We start from the raw sequence: 18,211 nt of genomic DNA, 5'->3' as shown, positions 1-18,211 counted from the left end.
CAGCCGATGGGCTGCCCTTTTTTCATCGCTCTTCAAGCCCGCGCCGCCTGCCTTTGCGCCATCGCTTGCTCGAGCCAACCCACCTCCATTGTCGGGACCGAGGCAAGCAGCGTCGCGGTATAGGCGTCATAGGGGCCGGTCAGCACCTCTTCCGCCGGACCTTGCCGCACCGAGACCCCCTTATGCAGCACCAAGATGCTGTCCGATATTTGCCGAACCGTTTCAATATCATGCGTGATGAAAAGATAGCTCAGATCATGGCTCTTCTTCAGCTTCATCAGAAGTTTCAAAATGCTGTTGGTCACCAAAGGATCCAGCGCACTCGTCACCTCATCGCAAATGATGACCCGAGGTTCCGCTGCCAAGGCCCGCGCGATACAGACCCTTTGCTTCTGTCCGCCCGAAAGCTCGGACGGGAAGCGATCGATCAGACTGCGGTCCAACTCGATCGCATCCAGCAGCTCTAACACCCGCTGCCGCCGCTTTTCGCCCGTCAAACCAAGGTAAAAGGTTAACGGTCGCCCGATGATCTCGCCCACCCGGTGCTGCGGGTTCATCGCCATATCGGCCATCTGGAAAACGATTTGCACATCGCGCAAATCCTGCCGGCTGCGCGCGCGGTAATCGGGGTCAAACCGCCGGTCCTGAAAGCGGATTTCTCCAGTTCTGATCGGCAAAAGACCGGCAATGCAGCGTGCCAAGGTTGACTTGCCCGAGCCGGATTCACCCACAATTGAAAGTGTCTCGCCCGCGCGCAGGGTGAAGTTGATCTCTTTCAACACCTGAAAGTCGCCATAAAACGCGTTCAAGGCTTGCACCGAAAGCACCGGTTTCGTGGCAGTCGCTTGGCCCTCGCGCAGCACCTCATGCGCGGCCACCAAGGCCCGGGTGTAATCTTGCTGCGGCGCATCAATGATCTGCCGCGTCTCGCCCAATTCCACCAGCTTGCCATGGCGCAAGACCATGATCCGCGTGGCAATTTGCGCCACGACCGCGAGATCATGTGTCACATAAAGCGCAGCCACCCCGGTGTCGCGGATCGCGGCCTTGATCGCGGCCAGAACCTCGATCTGCGTGGTCACATCCAGCGCCGTGGTCGGCTCGTCAAAGACGATCAGATCGGGCTTCGGGCACAAAGCCATCGCCGTCATCACCCGCTGCAACTGCCCGCCCGAGACCTGATGCGGGTAGCGCTCGCCAATCGTGTCTGGGTTGGGCAGGCCCAAAAGCGCGAACAGCTCGCGCGCCCGCGCCTCGGCGGTTTTACGATCCATCAGCCCGTGCAACAGACAGCTCTCGATCACCTGATCGATCAGCTTTTGCGCCGGATTAAAGGCCGAGGCTGCCGATTGCGCGACATAACAGACCTTACGGCCGCGAATATCGTTCAGCTCTTGCCGCCGTGCGCCGCGCAAATCGGTGCCATCCAGCAAGATCTGCCCGCCGATGATCTGCAGCCGTCCACGCCCAAATCCCATCGACGAGAGACCCAAGGTCGATTTCCCGGCCCCTGATTCCCCAATCAACCCAAGGACTTCGCCCTTGCGCAGCGTCAATGAGACCTTGTCGACAATGACCTGCCGTCGCAGCCCGCCCTCGGGCGTCTCGACATCGGCCACGATCTCGATCTGATCGATCTGCAAAAGGGCAGGGCGGTCCACGTCGCTTTCGGGCGCCAGCGTCTGAAGATCGGTCATCATCACTCCTTGAGGTCGGGCGTAAAAGGGGGGCTTAGGCGCGGTAAAGGTCTTGGAAGCGGCGGCGCAGCTCGCTTTTTTGGACCTTGCCCATCGTGTTGCGCGGCAATTCGTCCATGAAAATAACCTCTTTGGGCTGTTTGAAGCGTGCCAGTTGCGTCGCCAGCCCAGCAAGGATCGCGGCGCCCTCCAGCGCTGCGCCGGGCTTGGCGACGACCACGGCCGTGACCGCCTCGCCAAAATCGGGATGCGGCACACCGATGACGGCGCTTTCCAAGACGCCATCAATCGCGTCGATCAACGTCTCAACCTCAATCGGGTAGACGTTGTAACCACCCGAAATCACAAGATCTTTGTCGCGGCCAACGATGTGCAAATAGCCATCCGCATCAAACTTCCCCAGATCGCCAGTGATGAAAAACCCATCCTTGGTGAATTCCGAGGCGGTCTTTTCCGGCATCCGCCAATAGCCCTTGAACACATTCGGCCCGCGCAATTCGACCATCCCGGTCTCGCCTTGCGCCAGCGGCGCGTGGCTTTCCGGATCCGCAACCCGCAGCGTGATCCCCGGCAAGGCCTGCCCCACCGTGCCCGCCCGCCGCTCGCCCTCATAGGGGTTCGAGGCGATCATCGTTGTCTCGGTCATGCCATAGCGCTCAAGGATCCTATGGCCAGTGCGTTCTTCAAAGGCGCGATGGGTCTCGGCCAGCAGCGGGGCCGAGCCTGAGACGAAAAGCCGGATCTGCGCGCAGGCCGCTTTCGTCAGCCCCTCATGCTGCAAAAGCCGGGTGTAAAAGGTCGGCACCCCCATGAAAGAGGTCGCACGCGGCAGATCGGCCAGCACGGCATCTGCGTCGAATTTCTTATGGAAAATCAACGATCCACCGGCAACCATCGTCACGTTGATCGCCACGAACAAGCCATGCGCATGGAAGATGGGCAAGGCATGGACCAGCCGGTCCGCATCCGTAAAGCGCCAATGCGCCTTCAGCGCCCTTGCGTTCGACAGCAGATTGTCATGGCTCAGCATCGCGCCTTTTGACCGCCCCGTGGTGCCCGAGGTGTAAAGGATCGCGGCAAGATCATCTGGCCCGCGTGCCACCGTCGCAAAATCCGCAGCCATGCCGTCGGCCAGCACCGAAAGCTGCGCCATCGTCAGCGCAACGGGCGGCTTTTTCCCCGCGCCCCCCGCACCATCCGGCAAAGCGCCGCTGTCATTCACCAAAACGGCTGCCTCGGCATCATCGATGAAATAGGCCATTTCCGCGCTGGTATAGGCGGTGTTCAGTGGCAAAAAGATCGCGCCAGCCCGCAGGCAAGCCAGATAGAGCAGCACCATCTCGACCGATTTCTCGGCCTGCACGGCCACCCGATCATCGGGCTCCACCCCCAAAGACACCAGCGCCCGCGCCAATTGGGCAGAGCGCGCCCAGGCCTCCGCATAGCTTAAGCTTTGCCCCTGATGCTCCAAAAACAATGCGTTATCAGAGGTTTGGCCACGGCTCAGCCCGTCAAAAAGGTGGTTCGTCATCGCTTTATTCCCAATCTCAGGCGGCGCTTTGCACGACGCCTGCCGCTTCCAGCACGTTAATCTGTTCAGCCTCATAGCCGAGATTGATCAGAACCTGCCGAGAATGTTCGCCCAAAAGCGGTGCCGGTGGCGTCGGGACAGCCTCAGCCAGCGGGTGTTTGCTGAACCGGCGCGTCGCATCCGTCGTCAGGCCCACAAAAGCACCGCTTTCTTGTGCAAATGCGCTGGCGGCAAAACCCGCCACATCCATCAGGGGAGCACAAGCGATCTTGGCCAGCCGCATCCGCTCAAGCCAATGATCCACCGGTCCGGTCGCAAAATGCCGCTCCAGCACCGCGCTCAAAGCATCGCGGTGCTCAAGCCGTAACTCGGTGCTTAGGAACTGCGGGTGATCGGTCAGCGCATCTGCCCCAATCGCGCTGCAAAAGCGCGGCCAATCGGCATTGCTGCCCAAGGCGATCACCATATGCCCATCGGCGGCGGCATAGCTTTCAAAGGGCGCAATCGATGGGTGGCGCGAACCCATCGGGGCAGGGCGGTCGCCCGCATTCAAATGCCGCGCATAGGCGTTTTCCAACAGCGCCACCTGACAGCCCACCATCGAAATATCCAAAGGCGCGCCGGGGGCTTGCCCTGCCGCATCCCGCTCGTAAAGGCGGTGCAGAATGCCGATGGTGGCGAACATCCCGGCCGCGATATCGCCGATGGAAAACCCCACCCGCACGCCTTTGGTGTTCTCTTCACCATTCACACTGATCACCCCGCTCATCGCCTGCGCAATGATGTCATAGGCGGGATATTCCGCATGCGATCCGGTCTGCCCGAACCCGCTGATCGAGGCGGTGATGAGCCGCGGGTTGATCGCCGCCAGCGCCTCATCCGAAAATCCCAGCCGGGCACGCACCCCGGGGCGGAAGTTCTCGACCAAGACGTCAGCGGTCTTCAGAAGTTCGGTCAGGATCTGCTTTCCCGCTTCCGTCTTCAGATCAACCGCAAGACTTTTCTTGCAGCGATTAACGCTTTCGAAATATATGCTTTTTCCGTTAACAAAGGGAGAAGTCTCTCGCGCGCTGTCGCCCTTGTGAATGGCTTCAACCTTGATGACCTCGGCGCCCAGACTGGCGAGAGTCCAGGTGCAATAGGGGCCCGAGAGATGTTGGGTCAGATCGACAACGCGGACATGTTTCAAGGCGCACCTTTGGCTCAGGAATGAGCAAAGCCTAGCAGCGAATCGTCGATTGTCAACAATCGATCATCGAGTTAACTGCTTGTCCCGATTGACAGTTCAATGCGGATCGCCTCAATTGGCGGTCGGAGGTCCGAAATGGTGAAATTGTCTATAGTTGAACGCCGCAGCAGCGTTGACGCCGTGGTTGATCAACTGCGGCAAGGCGTTATTCACGGGCATATGCAGCCCGGAGAGCGCATCACAGAGATGGAGCTCTCGGCTGCCTTGGGCATCGGGCGCAGCACGGTGCGCACCGCGCTGTTGGAGCTGGAGAAAGACGAGCTGGTGGTGCGCAAGCCTTACAGTGCTTGGGCCGTGGCGGATATTTCGCCGATCAAGATCTGGGAAATTTACACATTGCGCGGGGCTCTGGAAGAGCTTGCCATCAAACTGGCGACCGAGTCTTTGACTGAAGAGGGGCGGGCCAAGCTCGCGGAAGCCTTTGACCTCTTAGATAAAGTGCAGCGCAAAGGGCTCACGGAGCAGCGCACCGATGCCGATCTGAACTTCCACCGCACCATCGTGCAGCTCAGCAATCATAAGAAGCTGATTAAGACCTATGAATCGCTGCTGCTGCAGGTGGAATGGGTTTATCGTTGGTCCGAGCGGCAGCGGCCGACCTCGATCCACCTCTCCGATTGGCACCGACCGATCTACGATGGCATCCTTTCGGGCGATCCCGCGGCGGCGGTTGCGGCGAACCTCAACAATTACGCCGTGACGCTTGAGCTTGATAAGCAGCAGGCCACCGTGGCCGAGGAGACGGGGCTCTAGACTTCGCTCTAAAGCCCCGGATCGGTCAGGGGCCCGTCTGCAAAAGCGCAGCGGCGGATGGATCTTTGTCGTAAACCGCACGGTAGCAAAGATCTTCCAGCCGCGCCGCTTCGGCGTCGCGGTCGATCAACCGCTTCGCCGCAAGAAGCGAGATCGGATGCGCCGTTTCAAGCCGCGCCATCAGATCCGCCATCGCCGCCCAAGGCTCTGCCTCCTGCATCAGCCCATCGACCAGACCGGCGCGGAGCGCCTCGGGCACGGGCAGCTTTTCACAAGCCAAAAAGATGCGGCGGGCGGTGGATTGCCCGCCTGCTTTGGTCAAACGTTCTACATCCATAGGCGAGGGCATGAAGCCATGCCGGGCCGCAGGATAACTGAAATAACCCTGCGCTTGGGCGTAGCGCAGATCAAAAGCCAGCGCCACGCTCATGCCGCCGCCGATGCAGCCGCCATTCAGCAGCGCCAGCGTGACGCAAGGCAGCCGGGCGATGCTGGCCGTCAAGCCGTCCCATTGCGCATCATAGGCGCGGGCTTGAGCGGCCGAGCCGGTCTCATTGCCCGCCTCGCTCAGATCGGCCCCGGCGCAAAAGATCCGCTCTCCCGCCCCGGTTAGCGCGAAGAGCCGGATGCTCTCATCCTCGGCCGTGGCCGAGATCACCGCCTGCAGATCGGCCAACATCGCTTTGGTCAGCGCATTGGCCTTGGTGGGGCGGTTCAAGGTGACAAGACGGGCAGCGCCGCGCGTCTCGACCGTGATGTCGGTCAGTCTGTCAAATGGGGCAGGCATCATCATTCAATCCGGTCTCGCCGCTCAATCGCGTTCGTTGTAATTTTTGTCAGAGCCTTCGGGGCTGTAGATCAGCTCTGAGGAAAATGCTCCGGGCTGTTGCATATGCAAATCCCAATAGCTTTGCGCGATGCGGTCCGGGTCAAAATCCCCGCCCGGCGCGATATGGCCGCAGATCGTCACGCTTGCCGCATGCACGCCCTTTGCGCCGACCGCCTTGGCCAAAGCCGTGGTATAGGCGCGCAGCCCAGCCTTGCCCACCGCGACCGAGGCCCAAGGCTCCACAGGGTTCAACGAAAGCCCGCCGCCGGTGGTAAGAATCGTGCCTTTGCCCTGCGCCAGCATCTCTGGCAGCACATGTTGCACGCATTGCGCGGCGCCAAAAAGCGTGGCGCCAAGGTCGTCTTTCAGCTGATCCGCGCTTAGCGTCGCAGCGGATTCTTCGTTGAAAGTGACGGCATTATAGACCAGCACCGAGAAGGGGCCCGCCCAGTCGGAGGCTTGCGAAAGGGCGCGCGAAAGGGATGAGAAATCGGCCGCATCTGCCTGAAATGCCTTGATATTCCGCCCTTGAAGGCGTTCAGTCCGCGCAATGCCTTCCAGCGTATCCGCGCTGCGGGCGACATAGGCAAGCCTCTCACCGTCGCGGCTAAACCGCTCGACCAAAGAGGCGCCCAAGCCCGGGCCTGCGCCTATCACCAATACTGCCATTCAAGCCCCCATCATTGTTGACAATCGATTATTGTCAATGAAGGATACACCCATAACAAAAGTCAATCCAACAGGGAATACGATCGATGCAATGGCGTCCTGAACTCAGCAGACGGCACTTCCTTGGCGTCTCCGCCGCCGCAACCTTGGGCCTGATGGGCGCGCCTTTGCGCGCGCAAACCGGGCCGAAACGCGGCGGGCACTTCCGGCTTGGCGTAGGGGGCGGGGCCACCACCGACACGCTCGACCCGGCGAACTGGAAGCCCTTCATGACCAGCTATGGTCATGCTCTGCATGGCTATCTGACCGAGGTTGGCGCCGATGGCGTGCTGCGCGGCGAGGTGGCGGAAAGTTGGGAGGCCAGCCCCGACGCCAAGATTTGGACCTTCAAACTCCGCGCGGGGCTTGAGTTCCACAACGGCAAAAGCCTCAGCGCAGAAGACGTTATCGCCTCGCTGAACCACCACCGCGGCGAGGGCAGCAAATCCGCCGCCAAGGCCATCCTCGCCTCCGTGGTCGATATCCGCGCCGATGGCCCCGATGTCGTCGTGGTCGAACTGGCCACCGGCAATGCCGACTTCCCCTATCTCCTTGACGACTACCACCTGCCGATGATGCCCGCCAAAGACGGCTTGGCCGATACCTCGGGCGTGGGTCTGGGCGGCTATGTGCTTGAGATGACGGACTTCGGCGTCAAAGCCTCGGCCACGCGCTTTGCCAACTACTGGAAGCCGAACGCCGCTTGGTTCGACTCGATCGAGGTGCTGGCGATCCACGACGCCACCGCCCGCACCAATGCGCTTTTGACCGGTCAAATTCATGCGATGGACCGCGCCGATCTCAAGACCATCCATATGCTTGAGCGCAACCAAGGCATTGAAATCACGTCGATCGCCGGCACGCAGCACTACACCATGCCGATGCTGGTCGATCAGGCGCCTTATTCGAACAAAGACCTGCGTCTGGCGCTGAAATACGGCATCGACCGCCAGCAATTCTTGGACACCATCCTGCGCGGCTATGGCCAGATCGGCAATGACCACCCGATCTCGCCCGCCATGCGCTATGCGGCGAAAGACCTGCCGCAGCGCGCCTATGACCCCGATCGCGCCAAGTTCCACTTCGAGAAAGCCGGTCTCAGCGGCACCAAGCTCTCGCTTTCCACCGCCGAAGCCGCCTTCCCAGGCGCCGTCGATGCCGCCGTCCTCTACCAGCAAAACCTTGCCGCCGCCGGGATCGAGATCGACGTGCTGCGCGAGCCGAATGACGGCTATTGGGACAATGTCTGGACCAAAAAGCCGTGGTGCACCGCCTTCTGGTCGGGCCGCGCCACCGAGGATTGGATGTTCTCGCAAGTCTACGCCAGCGGCACCGAATGGAACGACACCCGCTGGGGCAATGAGCGCTTTGATGAGCTTCTGCTCAAAGCCCGCGCCGAGTTGGACGAAAACCTGCGCGGCGAGATGTATGCCGAAATGCAAGGCATCGTGCACGAAGACGGCGGCGTCGTGGTGCCGGTCTTTGCCAACTATGTCGGCGCCATGTCGCGCAAAATCGGCCACGGCACCATCGGCACCAGCTGGGCCTTGGACGGCTACCGCAGCACCGAGCGTTGGTGGTTCGCCGAAGAGGCGTGAGCGTCCCCGAATGACTTTCCCTGCCGTCCCGCAATGGGGCGGCAGTCACCTTTGGTAAGCTGATGAAGAATTTAATCAATCTGATCCTGTGGAAGGTGGCGCTCGGCGTCCTGACCCTCTTTGCCGTCTCGCTGATCATCTTCACCGGGGTGCAGATGTTGCCGGGCGATTTCGCCACCGAAATTCTGGGCCAAGCCGCCACAGCCGAGGCCGTGGCCGCGATCCGCGAAAGCCTTGGTCTCGATTTGCCCGCCCATCAACGCTATTTCGCTTGGGTCGGAGACCTTCTAACCGGCGATTTCGGCACCGCCTTTTCCTCGGGCCGTGACGTGGCCGAGTTGATTGGCCCGCGCCTTTGGAACACCGTCTTTCTTGCCGGTCTGACGGCGATGATCGCCGTGCCTGTGGCTTTGGCCCTTGGCCTCATCTGCGCCGTCTACCGCGACAGCTGGTTTGACCGCGCGGTGAATTTCGTCACCCTTGCCTCAATCTCTTTCCCCGAATTTTTCGTGGCTTACGTGCTGATGCTCTGGCTGGCCGTGAACGCAGGCCTCTTGCCGGTGCTCTCAGATGTCGACATCAACAGCACGCTGTCGGAGCGGATTTACCTCTCAATCCTGCCCGCGCTGACCCTCACCTTGGGCGTCTTGGCCCATATGGTGCGGATGACCAAAATCTCGCTCGTGAGCCTGCTTGAGAACGAATATATCGAAACCGCCCGGCTCAAGGGCAATTCAGAGCTGCGGGTTTTGGCCCGGCATGCTTTGCCCAACGCTTGGGCTCCCGTCGCCAATGTGGTGGCGCTGAACCTTGCCTATCTCATCACCGGCGTTGTCGTGGTCGAGGCGGTCTTCGTCTATCCCGGCATGGGCCAGTTGATGGTCGATGCCGTGCAGGTCCGCGATATCCCCGTGGTGCAAAGCTGCGCGCTGATCTTTGCCGTGGCCTATGTGCTGGTGAACCTTGCGGCGGATGTGATCTCGACCGCGACCAACCCCCGTTTGCTGCACCCAAAGTGAGATCGGCATTATGACAACTTTGCTTTTGCCCCGTCGCCGCCGCTTGCCGTTCCGGCTCACTCCCAGTGCAGCGCTTGGGGTGGCGATCATTCTCTTCTACGCCGTGCTGGCCGTCTTCGCCCCGCAACTCGCGCCTTATGGCGAGGCCGAGATCGTCGGCAGCCAGTTTGAACTCTGGAGCGAGGCTTTCCCCCTTGGCACCGACAACCTTGGCCGCGATGTCCTCAGCCGGTTGATCTATGGCGCGCGCAACACCATTGGCATCACGCTGACGGCGACCTTCCTTGCCTTTGTCATCGGCACCGGCTTTGGGCTTTGGGCGGCGGGGAAGGGTGGTGCGGTGGATCGGTTCCTCTCGACCGCCGTCAACGTCTTCATGTCGATCCCGCTTTTGATCTTCGCACTTTTGCTGCTGGCTTTGTTTGGCACCTCGCTCGTCTCTCTGGTCGTCATCGTGGCTTTGCTGGAAGCGACCCGCGTCTACCGTGTGGTGCGGGCGGTGGCGATGAACGTCATGGTCTCGGATTATGTCGAGGTGGCGCGGGTGCGCGGCGAGGGGCTTCTTTGGATCCTCTGGTCCGAGGTGCTGCCCAATATCCGCATCTCGCTCTTTGCCGAGCTTGGTTTGCGCTTTTGCTTCATCTTCCTTTTGATCAGCGGGCTTTCCTTCCTTGGGCTTGGCATCCAACCGCCAGCGGCGGATTGGGGCTCGATGGTGAAGGAATATTCCGCCCTGATCGCTTACGGCGACATCACCCCGCTCTTGCCCGCAGGGGCGATTGCCACGCTTTCAATCAGCGTCAATCTGGTGGTCGACTGGCTGGTGCGCAGCCGTACGCAAAGATGACGTAAGCCATACCAAAGCCATACCTTTACCATACGCTGCCCCATGCCCCCAGCATGGGGCATTTTCATTTTTGCCCCTGCCCAAACGGCATGAAAAAAGGAAGGCCGCGATGCAGCCTTCCCCCTTGTCGATCCTTTGCGGGATCAGCCCGCTTTTTGGCCATCCATCTGCCGCGCATAAAGCCGCAAGGCATTGTCCGCCAACAGGTTTTTGGAGATGTTGAGGCATTGCGCCGCACTCAGCACATCACGGCTGATGAAGGAGTCCGACACTTCCGCCAAAGCGCCCTTGGCAAGGCTTGAGCACAGCCAAGCCATCTCAGGCGTGTCATGCCCGCCGCTGCCCAGCATCAGCTTGTCAAGATTGGCAACCCCTAGAACATCCTTGAAAGTTTCCGCCATCCGCAAGGAAACCCAAGGGCAAGTCCAGCTGAAATCCATCCAAACATTCGGCAAAGCATGGGTCAAAGACGCCGCACTTTGCGACCAAGGATGCCCCGCATGCAAAAGCACCACCTTGGTTTTGATATAAGCCGGTTGGCGAATAATCTCCGCCAAAGCATAGGGATCACAGTTCATCAAAGGCCCCGTATAGGCCCCCCCGTCATCCCCGTATGGAAGTGGATCGAGATATCCAGCTCCGCACAAAGCAGCAGCGCCTCTTGCAAAAGGCCGACATAGACGACCTGCATCGCATTGTAATCGCTCGCTTTTGCCGCCGCGAAAGCATTGCGCGCATCATCGTCCGTGACGACGGGAGAGTTCAGACCAAAGCGCTCGGCCAGGTGGCATTTCACCGCCGCCGCCCGGTTGATCTTGTAATCGCGGTGCAGCTCATCTGCATAATACAGCTTCAGCGCATCAAAGCTGTCGCATGCCGCAAGGCCGGCATCAAAGGCATTGTCGAACTGAAACGTCTTCAGCGTCACGCCGGGAAAGAGCAACATGCCCGGATCATCATCGGCACCAGCGGCATCGACCATCGTGGCGAAGATCTTTGCCTCATCGTACATCTCATTGATATATTTGGGATAAGACACAGCAGTGCGGCGGTTGCGCTCTGCTGCCACCGCCTCAAGCGTTTCTTCGCAGCCAAAGCGCTGCGACAGGCGATGCACCAAGGTCTGTACGATCCCAAGGCCGGGCAGGCGCGCCATCAGCTCCGGGCTCTTGTGCCAGAAATATTCGCCATCCTCACCAAATGGGATGTCGCCCGCCCCGTGATAAAAGCACTGCGCCAGCTCCAAAGGCGTCATCTGCGCCTTAGCGGGATCCATCATATGGCAGTGGTTGTCGAAGACCGGCAGCTGCGCAATGCGCTCGGCTAAGTCCTTGTTGGTCTGCATTTTTTGTCCTTCGAGATCGGGTTCACCCCGCGCAGGCGGCCCCTTGCCACTGCGTTACCTCGGCTAGGTTAGCCCGAGCGATTAAGGGCATCAATGTTAATTATCGATGATTGACAATCGATAATTGGAAAGCTCCACCTACCTGTTCTCGCTACGATTTGCCGAAGACATGGAGGAGGGGGATCAGTCGAACGACAAGAGCAACTGGCCCGATGCCAGAGCATCCGACATCGGTCCAGCTGAAGGGCGATGAGTGATCTTCAAAGCCGATCGTGCGTGAACTTCACAAGCGTCCAGCTTGAACAGGTAGCTGTGGCTGTAAGCCATTCCACCGGCAGTGTTATATTCCTCCGTATCGGCGTCATGCAGGATGTAGGTCTCTTTCCAATCCCCGCCCAGATGCGGCAGGATCGGCCAACCCAGCTCATCATGGCTGTGCGGCTCATAGACCATCTCCAACTTCTTGCCGTCCTCATCATAATCATCAAAAGCGGCATCCAGCGGCTCGGCGGTGGCGGATTTCTGATTGGATTCCGAGCCTTTGAACCAAGCGACGAAGTCTTGGATATCCTCGAAATCGCATGCGGTGCGGTCATCGATCTGGGCGCTGGCAAGACTGGGAAGGCAGAGCAGGCTGGCGGCAAGGAGGGCGGTGATCTTCAAAGGACTGTCTTTCCATAAAGTCGCTTCGCGCATCCTATAGGGTTTGACGCGCGCCTGCACGGGATCATCGCTGCCTTGGCAGAATGGGGGCATGGCGGCATTATCGCCGCGCTTGCCCGAAGCTATATCCAAAGACCCTTTGCAGCCCCCGCTTCCGAGGTTCAGCGGCGTGAACCTGCCGGGCGGGTCACCTTATTGCCGCGCGCGCCAGTGACCACGGGGGTATTGGCGGCGTTTTCTTCTTGCAACTTGTGCCAACGCTCCAACCGCGCGGCGTCTAAACTGCCCGCCGCAACGGCTGCGCGCACGGCGCAGCCCGGCTCATGCACATGGGTGCAATTGCGAAACTTACAGTCAGGCGCCAGCTCTGAGATCTCGGCAAAAAGCTGGTCCAGCCCCGAGGTGATATCCGAGACATGTAAGGTGCGGATGCCGGGCGTGTCGATGACCAAAGCCCCGCCCGCAATTGCATGCAAGGACCGCGAGGTGGTGGTGTGGCGGCCCTTAGCATCGGATTCCCGAATAGAGCCGGTGAGCTGCGCTTCTTCCTCAGACTTCTCGGTCAAGGTGTTGAGAAGCGACGACTTTCCAACTCCGGAAGATCCGACCAAGGCCACAGTCTGGCCGATGCCACACCAAGGAGCCAAGATCTGCGCGGCCTCGGGACTGTTGCCATTCAGCGTCACAACTTCCAGCCCGCGTTGCAGCCCGGTGACCTGATCGCGGTAGGGGGCGACGTCGGCGACCTGATCGGCCTTGGTCAGGACCACCACCGGTGTGGTGCCAACCTCGTTGGCCAAGGCCAGATAACGCTCAAGCCGGGCCGGGTTCAGATCGTCATTGCAGGAGCTGACGATGAAAAGCGTATCGACATTGGCTGCAATAAGTTGCTGCTGATGAGCGCCCTCGGTCCGGCGCTGTAAGAGCGTGCGGCGATCCAGACGGCGGCCGAGATCGGCGGTGTCAGGATCGACCAGCACCCAATCTCCGACGGCATAGGCGCCGGTGTTGCAAAGGGGAGGCAGCATCAAGCGGACCGTGCCGCTGGCGCCAAGCGCGCTCATCTTCGCGCGGTGCACGGTGGCAATGCGCATCGGCACCAGCCCGGCATCCTCCTCCGTCAATTGATCGGCGAAGAAGGGGGACCAGCCGAGGGCCAGCAACTTTTGCGGGATCTGATCATCTGCAACCATCACAAGGCTCTGAATGCTGCGCTTGCGCGCGCAGTGCAAGCCCATCTGCACCAAAGCGCCCACGGCTTTTGCAAGGCGTGGCGGATGGGTTGCGCTGCAGCGGTCTGCAAGGGTAGGAGCAAGGCAAGAGTTAATCAGCGGGGCTTGGCCATGCTTTGGGATATCCGGGCGCTGATGAAGCCCGCGCTTTCGGTGATCGATATGATCCCCAATGTGCACCGCACGGCGGCTTTGACAGCCTTGCGCCGCGCGGTGATCGATGGCCGCCCCACGACCCTAAAGCTTAGCCGCGATGAGCGGGATTTGGCGTTTTATGAGGCAAAGGTCGTTCTGACCTCGCCCATTGGGGCGCGGATTTTGCTGGCTCTGTATCAGGGCGGGCATTTGAAGCTGAAAAAACCGCCCCAGAAAGTGCTGCCCGCGCTGAACGCCTATATTGCGACCGAGCCGGCGTTTCGGGCCGAAGTGGCGCGGATCATTGCGGCGGATGAGGCTGCGCGCGACCGACTTGCTGAGATCATCGCTGATCCCAGCGTTGCGCGGGAAGATGAATTAACGCCTCGATTGATCGACCGGGTGATCGCGGCTCGGCTCGGGCATGGCTATTTCGGCACGATGGAAATTGCGGGGCGTTTGTGCCACCGCGAGCGCATCAATGCCGTGGCACAAGACGGCTTGCGCGGCGAGGACGCGGTGATCTGCTGGTGGATCGATGGCGCGGGCCAGCGGCAGGGTGAGGGGGCCTGATCTTCCTGCGTTGCGAGCCTAGCGTTGTGCCGTGAATGGATCTGTAAAGCCCTGCGGCTTTTGATCCGGGCTGCAACTTTTGTCTAAAGGTCAAGCTGGGGACACCTCTTGATCCGGGGGATCCGACTGTGGGTTGGCACGCAAGGCGGTGACTCCATGGTTGGTCAGGTATCTGCCATTTCGCGAAAGCCGAATCCAGTCATCCTCTCACTCCGCAGGCCGTGAAATATCGCTGTGCGATTGATCTTCACAGATGATGCAAAAGGTAAGGGGCGAAGATTTTTGATCTAATTCATCTGTCGTGAAGATGTTGAGGGTAAATAGATTTTCGAGCCTCTTTTAATTTATCTTGCTCGCTGCGGAGATTAATTCTTAGCTCGGTTCGCAAGCGTTTCACCGGGGTAAGAGCAGGGCGCGACATTCATCACCTTGTTCGTGGGCGCTGTTGCGACGTCTTGAAAAAAAGGCGCGCTATTCTGGCAGGTATCCTTGCCATTATCGCTATGGGTATTTCTATCGTAAGTCTTGCTTATCGTTTTGATGGGGTGAGATAATTTTTAATTATAGTGACTGCAACCTTTTTCGGAAAGCGCGACGCTCCGCCCAGTTCCGCACCATTGTGATATCCGTCAGCTGCTCTGTTCCCGCTTTTCCTTGGCGTTTGGCGGTGCGGCTCGCGCGGCGAGGCTTCATGCTGCATGTGTCTGTCGATGTATACGCCTTGGCGCAGCTAGTCGCTGCGTAAACTCTCGCAAAGATTGTTTCGGCGCGGCCAATATTTTCTAAACAAGCCGATCCAGGCGGGGGTGATGGGGTGCAACCTCTAGGTGTGCATGATTGGCGTATCTCTTTAGTTTTTGTTGAAATTTTCAAAATAATTCCGTTAGTTGCCTGTATTTATGGATTTCAATTGCTGGTTGTGCTGGGGGGGCGATTTCCCCTCGCTGGCGCTCTGGCTGTTGCTTTTGGGGCACGCGCTGTGGCGGAGTGTGTTAATGATTGATGCATGTTGGTCATAAAGTGTTAATCATTCCGCGCATCGCCTCTGGCCCGCTTATTTTGGCTGGTTCTATGGATGCTTGTTAGGAGAATTACTATGATTAATAAGATTTCGGCAGCTGCTGTATCATTGGCTTTTTGTGCGACGGGCGCATTGGCGCAAGACTTCTCTGGCGCGGTGACGCTGGGATACTCGCATACGAAGCAATCGGACCTCGAGGTTTCGCTGAACGGACTTACCCTTGATGGCCGGGCTGATTTTGCCTTGGGTAATGGGCTGACCTTCGGCGCCCGTTACAACTCTTTTAGCTTGGACGTTGCCGGTTTCGATCTGGATATCAACGGCAGCCTTATCGGGCTGGATGTGAAATACGCGATCAGCGACGCCTTCTCGGCGGGTGTGTTCTTGGAGCAGGCTGAAATCGGCGGTGAGTTGGGCGGCGTTAAGGTGTCTAGCCTTGCAGCCTCGAAGACCGTCGGTATCGAAGGACATTACACGAGCGGCAACCTGGAATTTGGCGCCTTCTATGCGACCAGCACCCCGGGCGGCTTGGCTGCTATGCTCCTCGCCGGAACGGATATGTCGCACTTCGGCCTCTCTGCGCAGTATAACGCGAGCGCTGCCTTTACCGTCGGCGGCAGCTTCATGCGCACGACCGTCGAAGCGCCCGGCGGCGGCATGAGCTTTGATCTCGACTATGTGGGCCTTGCGGCGGTCTATAGCGTGAATGACAGCACCAGCCTCTTTGGCGGTTGGTCGAAGACCAGCCAGGGTGATTTGGACATCGCGCTGAGCACGCTTGCTGTGGGCGGTGCCTATGACCTTTCCGAACGGGCTGGCATGCCGCTGATCGCTTCGCTGGAATTGGCTCGCACCACTTTGGACATCGCAGGCGGGGGCTTTGAGCCGACCGTGGAATCGATCCGTCTGGGTCTGACCATGCCTTTGGGCCGCGGTTCGGTTAAGGCACCGCTGAACAGCACTGCAGATGCGATCCTGAACCCGTCGCATACGGTGATCAGCCAGACCTTTATGAACTTCTAATCAGCGCGGGCTCTTTTTGCCCAAGTATGATGGACAGGGGCGGCGCAAGCCGCCCTTTTTTCATGCGCGTAGCAGTCGATAAGGTCGAGGGCTAGCTGAGCCATAAGCCGCTCTTTGGCGATGGAGCGTGAGACGGCACGGTTGCCAAATGAGTGATCTATCCCGGCCGAAATTGCTCTGCCAGCCGCTGCCAGATCGGGCTGCAACAAGAGCACTGCTCAATAGATCATTGAAAAGATTTGGAGGCGGGTACCGCCTCCAATATTCCCTAACTGCATCTCACAGGCGATAACGTAAAATACTTATTTTAAAGCATTTTGTTCGGGTGACTTGCCGGAATATCTAACATTTCCTATATCCGCAGAACAGTATTTTTGGCGGATAGGATGGTGGATAGATGCCGAAGGTTGCGAGGGAGTTACGACAGCTTGAAATAAACAGGTGCGGTTCAAAGTATCCTGACAGGCCAACGCTTCATGCGGTTGGGGGTGTCCCCGGCTTACATCTTCAGGTCACGCCCTCCGGTGCCAGATCGTGGGTGTTGAGGTTGATGGTGAACGGCAAGCGTCGGGAGATGGGGCTGGGTTCGGCAGGCAGCGTTCTTCTGGCCAAAGCGAAGGAGCTGGCCCGAGAAGCGCACGAAATGGCGCGTTCCGGCAAAGACCCGATTAAGGCGCGTGACGATGCAAGGAACGAGGCCCGTGTGGCCGATCTGGCGTCCATTAGTTTCTCACAGGCCCTCAAGGAATTTGTGCCTATCAAGCAGCAAACCCTATCACCAGGCAAATATCGCGATCAGTGGGAGAACAGCGTCTCACGCTATACCTACGCGCTAGGTGATAAGTCCGTGGCTGATATAACCTTCGACGAGGTTCAGGGCGTGCTCAACATTCTAAGCACCAACGGCAAGCATGAGACGCGTTCAAAGCTAAGGTTGCGGCTTCGGGAAATTTTTGACTACTGCATATCGAGGGGTTATCGGATTAGCGACAACCCGATCCCGTCCAAATCCTCGACCGAAGATAAGCTGATGCAAGGTGCCGCAGCGGCTGCGGCGGAACACTATCCGGCCTTGCAACTGCGGGATGTGGGGCGGTTCTGGCACGCTCTCAACCGCCGCGACGGGATGGGCGCTGCGGCGCTGCGGTTTCAAACCATGACCGCCACCCGGACCGGGGCAATCCGGTTCATGTCTTGGGACGAAGTTGATTTTGAGAATGCGGTCTGGACGGTTCAGCCGGGTCGCGTTTCGTCAAAAATCCCGAAGCGGGAATCCCCTAAGCGGGTGCCTCTGACGGGTGAGATGGTTGCACTGCTGAAAGAATTGCCGCGCCTCGACGGTTGTGACTACGTTTTCTGGGCACCTCGCGGTGGGCCGTTGTCTGACGCAACACTCGGCAAGCTAATGCACATGATCCACGACGCGGACGTGAAGGCAGGCGGCAAGGGGTTTCTCGATGCGAAAACCGGGGAGCGTGTCGTTCCTCACGGCACTCGGAGCACGTTCAAGGGGTGGGCGACCGAGCGCGAGGACTTTGAATGGAATCTATCCGAGGCCGCGCTCTGGCATGCCGTAGGCAACAAGGTCGAACGCGCCTATGCCCGGTCAGATATGATCGAAAAGCGCCGAATAATGATGGAAAGATGGGTTGGATTTATATTGGAAAGCGCCGACTTATCCGCCAAAAATGTGTTAGATAAGTCCGGTAAGTCATTGAATTATATAGATCGACACCCTCAAGGCTTTCGCGGGTGATTAGGGCGCTGTTAGACACTGTGATATTGTAAGCCATTAGCACAAAGAAAGGACTGCTCGATGGCTACACTTGTTTCTGCAAAAAACGTTCGCGACCGCTTCGGCGTGACCGATATGTCTATCTGGCGATGGCTCCGTGACCCCAGTTTAGGGTTTCCGCAGCCGATCTAGGGTCAGGACTCGTTCTTGTGTCATAGCCAGAAGATGACGGTTGCGGCGAGGGCGACGACGG

Annotated in this window: 16 protein-coding genes; 7 read left to right on the top strand and 9 right to left on the bottom strand. The window is 59.1% G+C overall.

Translation table 11 applies throughout. The features are described 5' to 3' along the window. Window positions 1-32: 32 nt before the first annotated feature. From Q9295_RS15310 to Q9295_RS15300, 3 genes are read right to left on the bottom strand one after another with little or no spacing between them, the layout of a single operon-like run. The gene (locus Q9295_RS15310) at window positions 33-1,697 is read right to left on the bottom strand and encodes an ABC transporter ATP-binding protein (protein ID WP_373457470.1); all 1,665 of its coding nucleotides are present in this window, start codon (window positions 1,695-1,697) and stop codon (window positions 33-35) included. A 34-nt stretch (window positions 1,698-1,731) separates the two neighbouring features. Beyond that, complete coding sequence (locus Q9295_RS15305; protein ID WP_306681453.1) at window positions 1,732-3,228, bottom strand: malonate--CoA ligase; 1,497 nt, start codon at window positions 3,226-3,228, stop codon at window positions 1,732-1,734. Between the two features lie 16 nt (window positions 3,229-3,244). Beyond that, the gene (locus tag Q9295_RS15300; protein WP_306681452.1) at window positions 3,245-4,417 is read right to left on the bottom strand and encodes a CaiB/BaiF CoA transferase family protein; all 1,173 of its coding nucleotides are present in this window, start codon (window positions 4,415-4,417) and stop codon (window positions 3,245-3,247) included. A 135-nt stretch (window positions 4,418-4,552) separates the two neighbouring features. On the opposite strand from Q9295_RS15300, the gene Q9295_RS15295 reads away from it, so the two are divergent. Next, window positions 4,553-5,230: a GntR family transcriptional regulator gene (locus Q9295_RS15295; RefSeq protein WP_306681451.1), complete on the top strand. Its 678-nt coding sequence runs from the start codon at window positions 4,553-4,555 to the stop codon at window positions 5,228-5,230. Window positions 5,231-5,255: 25 nt separating this feature from the next. Here Q9295_RS15295 and Q9295_RS15290 read toward each other — a convergent pair whose 3' ends face one another. Both Q9295_RS15290 and Q9295_RS15285 read right to left on the bottom strand, forming a co-directional pair. Further along, window positions 5,256-6,020 (bottom strand): enoyl-CoA hydratase/isomerase family protein, encoded by a 765-nt coding sequence (locus Q9295_RS15290; protein WP_306681450.1) that lies wholly within the window; start codon window positions 6,018-6,020, stop codon window positions 5,256-5,258. A gap of 21 nt (window positions 6,021-6,041) precedes the next feature. Further along, on the bottom strand, window positions 6,042-6,728 hold the full coding sequence (locus tag Q9295_RS15285) for an SDR family NAD(P)-dependent oxidoreductase (RefSeq protein ID WP_306681449.1): 687 nt from the start codon (window positions 6,726-6,728) through the stop codon (window positions 6,042-6,044). Between the two features lie 86 nt (window positions 6,729-6,814). Here Q9295_RS15285 and Q9295_RS15280 point away from each other — a divergent pair, with 86 nt between their 5' ends. The 3 genes from Q9295_RS15280 to Q9295_RS15270 all read left to right on the top strand — a co-directional run bounded on the left by Q9295_RS15280 (window position 6,815) and on the right by Q9295_RS15270 (window position 10,231). Then, window positions 6,815-8,365, top strand: a complete 1,551-nt coding sequence (locus Q9295_RS15280) for an ABC transporter substrate-binding protein (RefSeq protein ID WP_306681448.1) — start codon at window positions 6,815-6,817, stop codon at window positions 8,363-8,365. 62 nt (window positions 8,366-8,427) lie between these two features. Beyond that, window positions 8,428-9,384, top strand: coding sequence for an ABC transporter permease (locus Q9295_RS15275; RefSeq protein ID WP_306681447.1), 957 nt, complete (start codon window positions 8,428-8,430; stop codon window positions 9,382-9,384). Window positions 9,385-9,394: 10 nt separating this feature from the next. Beyond that, window positions 9,395-10,231, top strand: coding sequence for an ABC transporter permease (locus Q9295_RS15270; RefSeq protein WP_306681446.1), 837 nt, complete (start codon window positions 9,395-9,397; stop codon window positions 10,229-10,231). Window positions 10,232-10,374: 143 nt separating this feature from the next. Here Q9295_RS15270 and Q9295_RS15265 read toward each other — a convergent pair whose 3' ends face one another. The 4 genes from Q9295_RS15265 to rsgA all read right to left on the bottom strand — a co-directional run bounded on the left by Q9295_RS15265 (window position 10,375) and on the right by rsgA (window position 13,432). Next, entirely contained in the window at window positions 10,375-10,809 is a 435-nt protein-coding gene (locus Q9295_RS15265; RefSeq protein ID WP_306681445.1) for an amidohydrolase family protein, read from the bottom strand. Beyond that, the gene (locus Q9295_RS15260; RefSeq protein ID WP_306681444.1) at window positions 10,809-11,576 is read right to left on the bottom strand and encodes a hypothetical protein; all 768 of its coding nucleotides are present in this window, start codon (window positions 11,574-11,576) and stop codon (window positions 10,809-10,811) included. The genes Q9295_RS15265 and Q9295_RS15260 overlap by 1 nt, the downstream gene beginning before the upstream one ends. 183 nt (window positions 11,577-11,759) lie before the next feature. Beyond that, window positions 11,760-12,332 (bottom strand): hypothetical protein, encoded by a 573-nt coding sequence (locus tag Q9295_RS15255; RefSeq protein WP_306681443.1) that lies wholly within the window; start codon window positions 12,330-12,332, stop codon window positions 11,760-11,762. A gap of 68 nt (window positions 12,333-12,400) precedes the next feature. Further along, window positions 12,401-13,432, bottom strand: a complete 1,032-nt coding sequence (rsgA, locus tag Q9295_RS15250) for a ribosome small subunit-dependent GTPase A (protein WP_306681442.1) — start codon at window positions 13,430-13,432, stop codon at window positions 12,401-12,403. 150 nt (window positions 13,433-13,582) lie between these two features. On the opposite strand from rsgA, the gene Q9295_RS15245 reads away from it, so the two are divergent. The 3 genes from Q9295_RS15245 to Q9295_RS15235 all read left to right on the top strand — a co-directional run bounded on the left by Q9295_RS15245 (window position 13,583) and on the right by Q9295_RS15235 (window position 17,979). Next, entirely contained in the window at window positions 13,583-14,179 is a 597-nt protein-coding gene (locus Q9295_RS15245) for a hypothetical protein (RefSeq protein WP_306681440.1), read from the top strand. Between the two features lie 1,096 nt (window positions 14,180-15,275). Beyond that, window positions 15,276-16,223 (top strand): hypothetical protein, encoded by a 948-nt coding sequence (locus Q9295_RS15240; RefSeq protein WP_306681439.1) that lies wholly within the window; start codon window positions 15,276-15,278, stop codon window positions 16,221-16,223. Window positions 16,224-16,773: 550 nt separating this feature from the next. Beyond that, a complete protein-coding gene (locus Q9295_RS15235; protein WP_444860517.1) occupies window positions 16,774-17,979 on the top strand; it encodes a tyrosine-type recombinase/integrase in 1,206 nt (401 codons plus the stop codon). Window positions 17,980-18,211: the final 232 nt, after the last annotated feature.

Source organism: Pseudogemmobacter lacusdianii, from assembly GCF_030848395.1.
GTDB classification, from domain to species: Bacteria; Pseudomonadota; Alphaproteobacteria; order Rhodobacterales; family Rhodobacteraceae; genus Pseudogemmobacter; species Pseudogemmobacter lacusdianii.
Note: the sequence above shows the minus strand (reverse complement) of the source record. Positions and strands in the feature narration are given on the sequence as shown.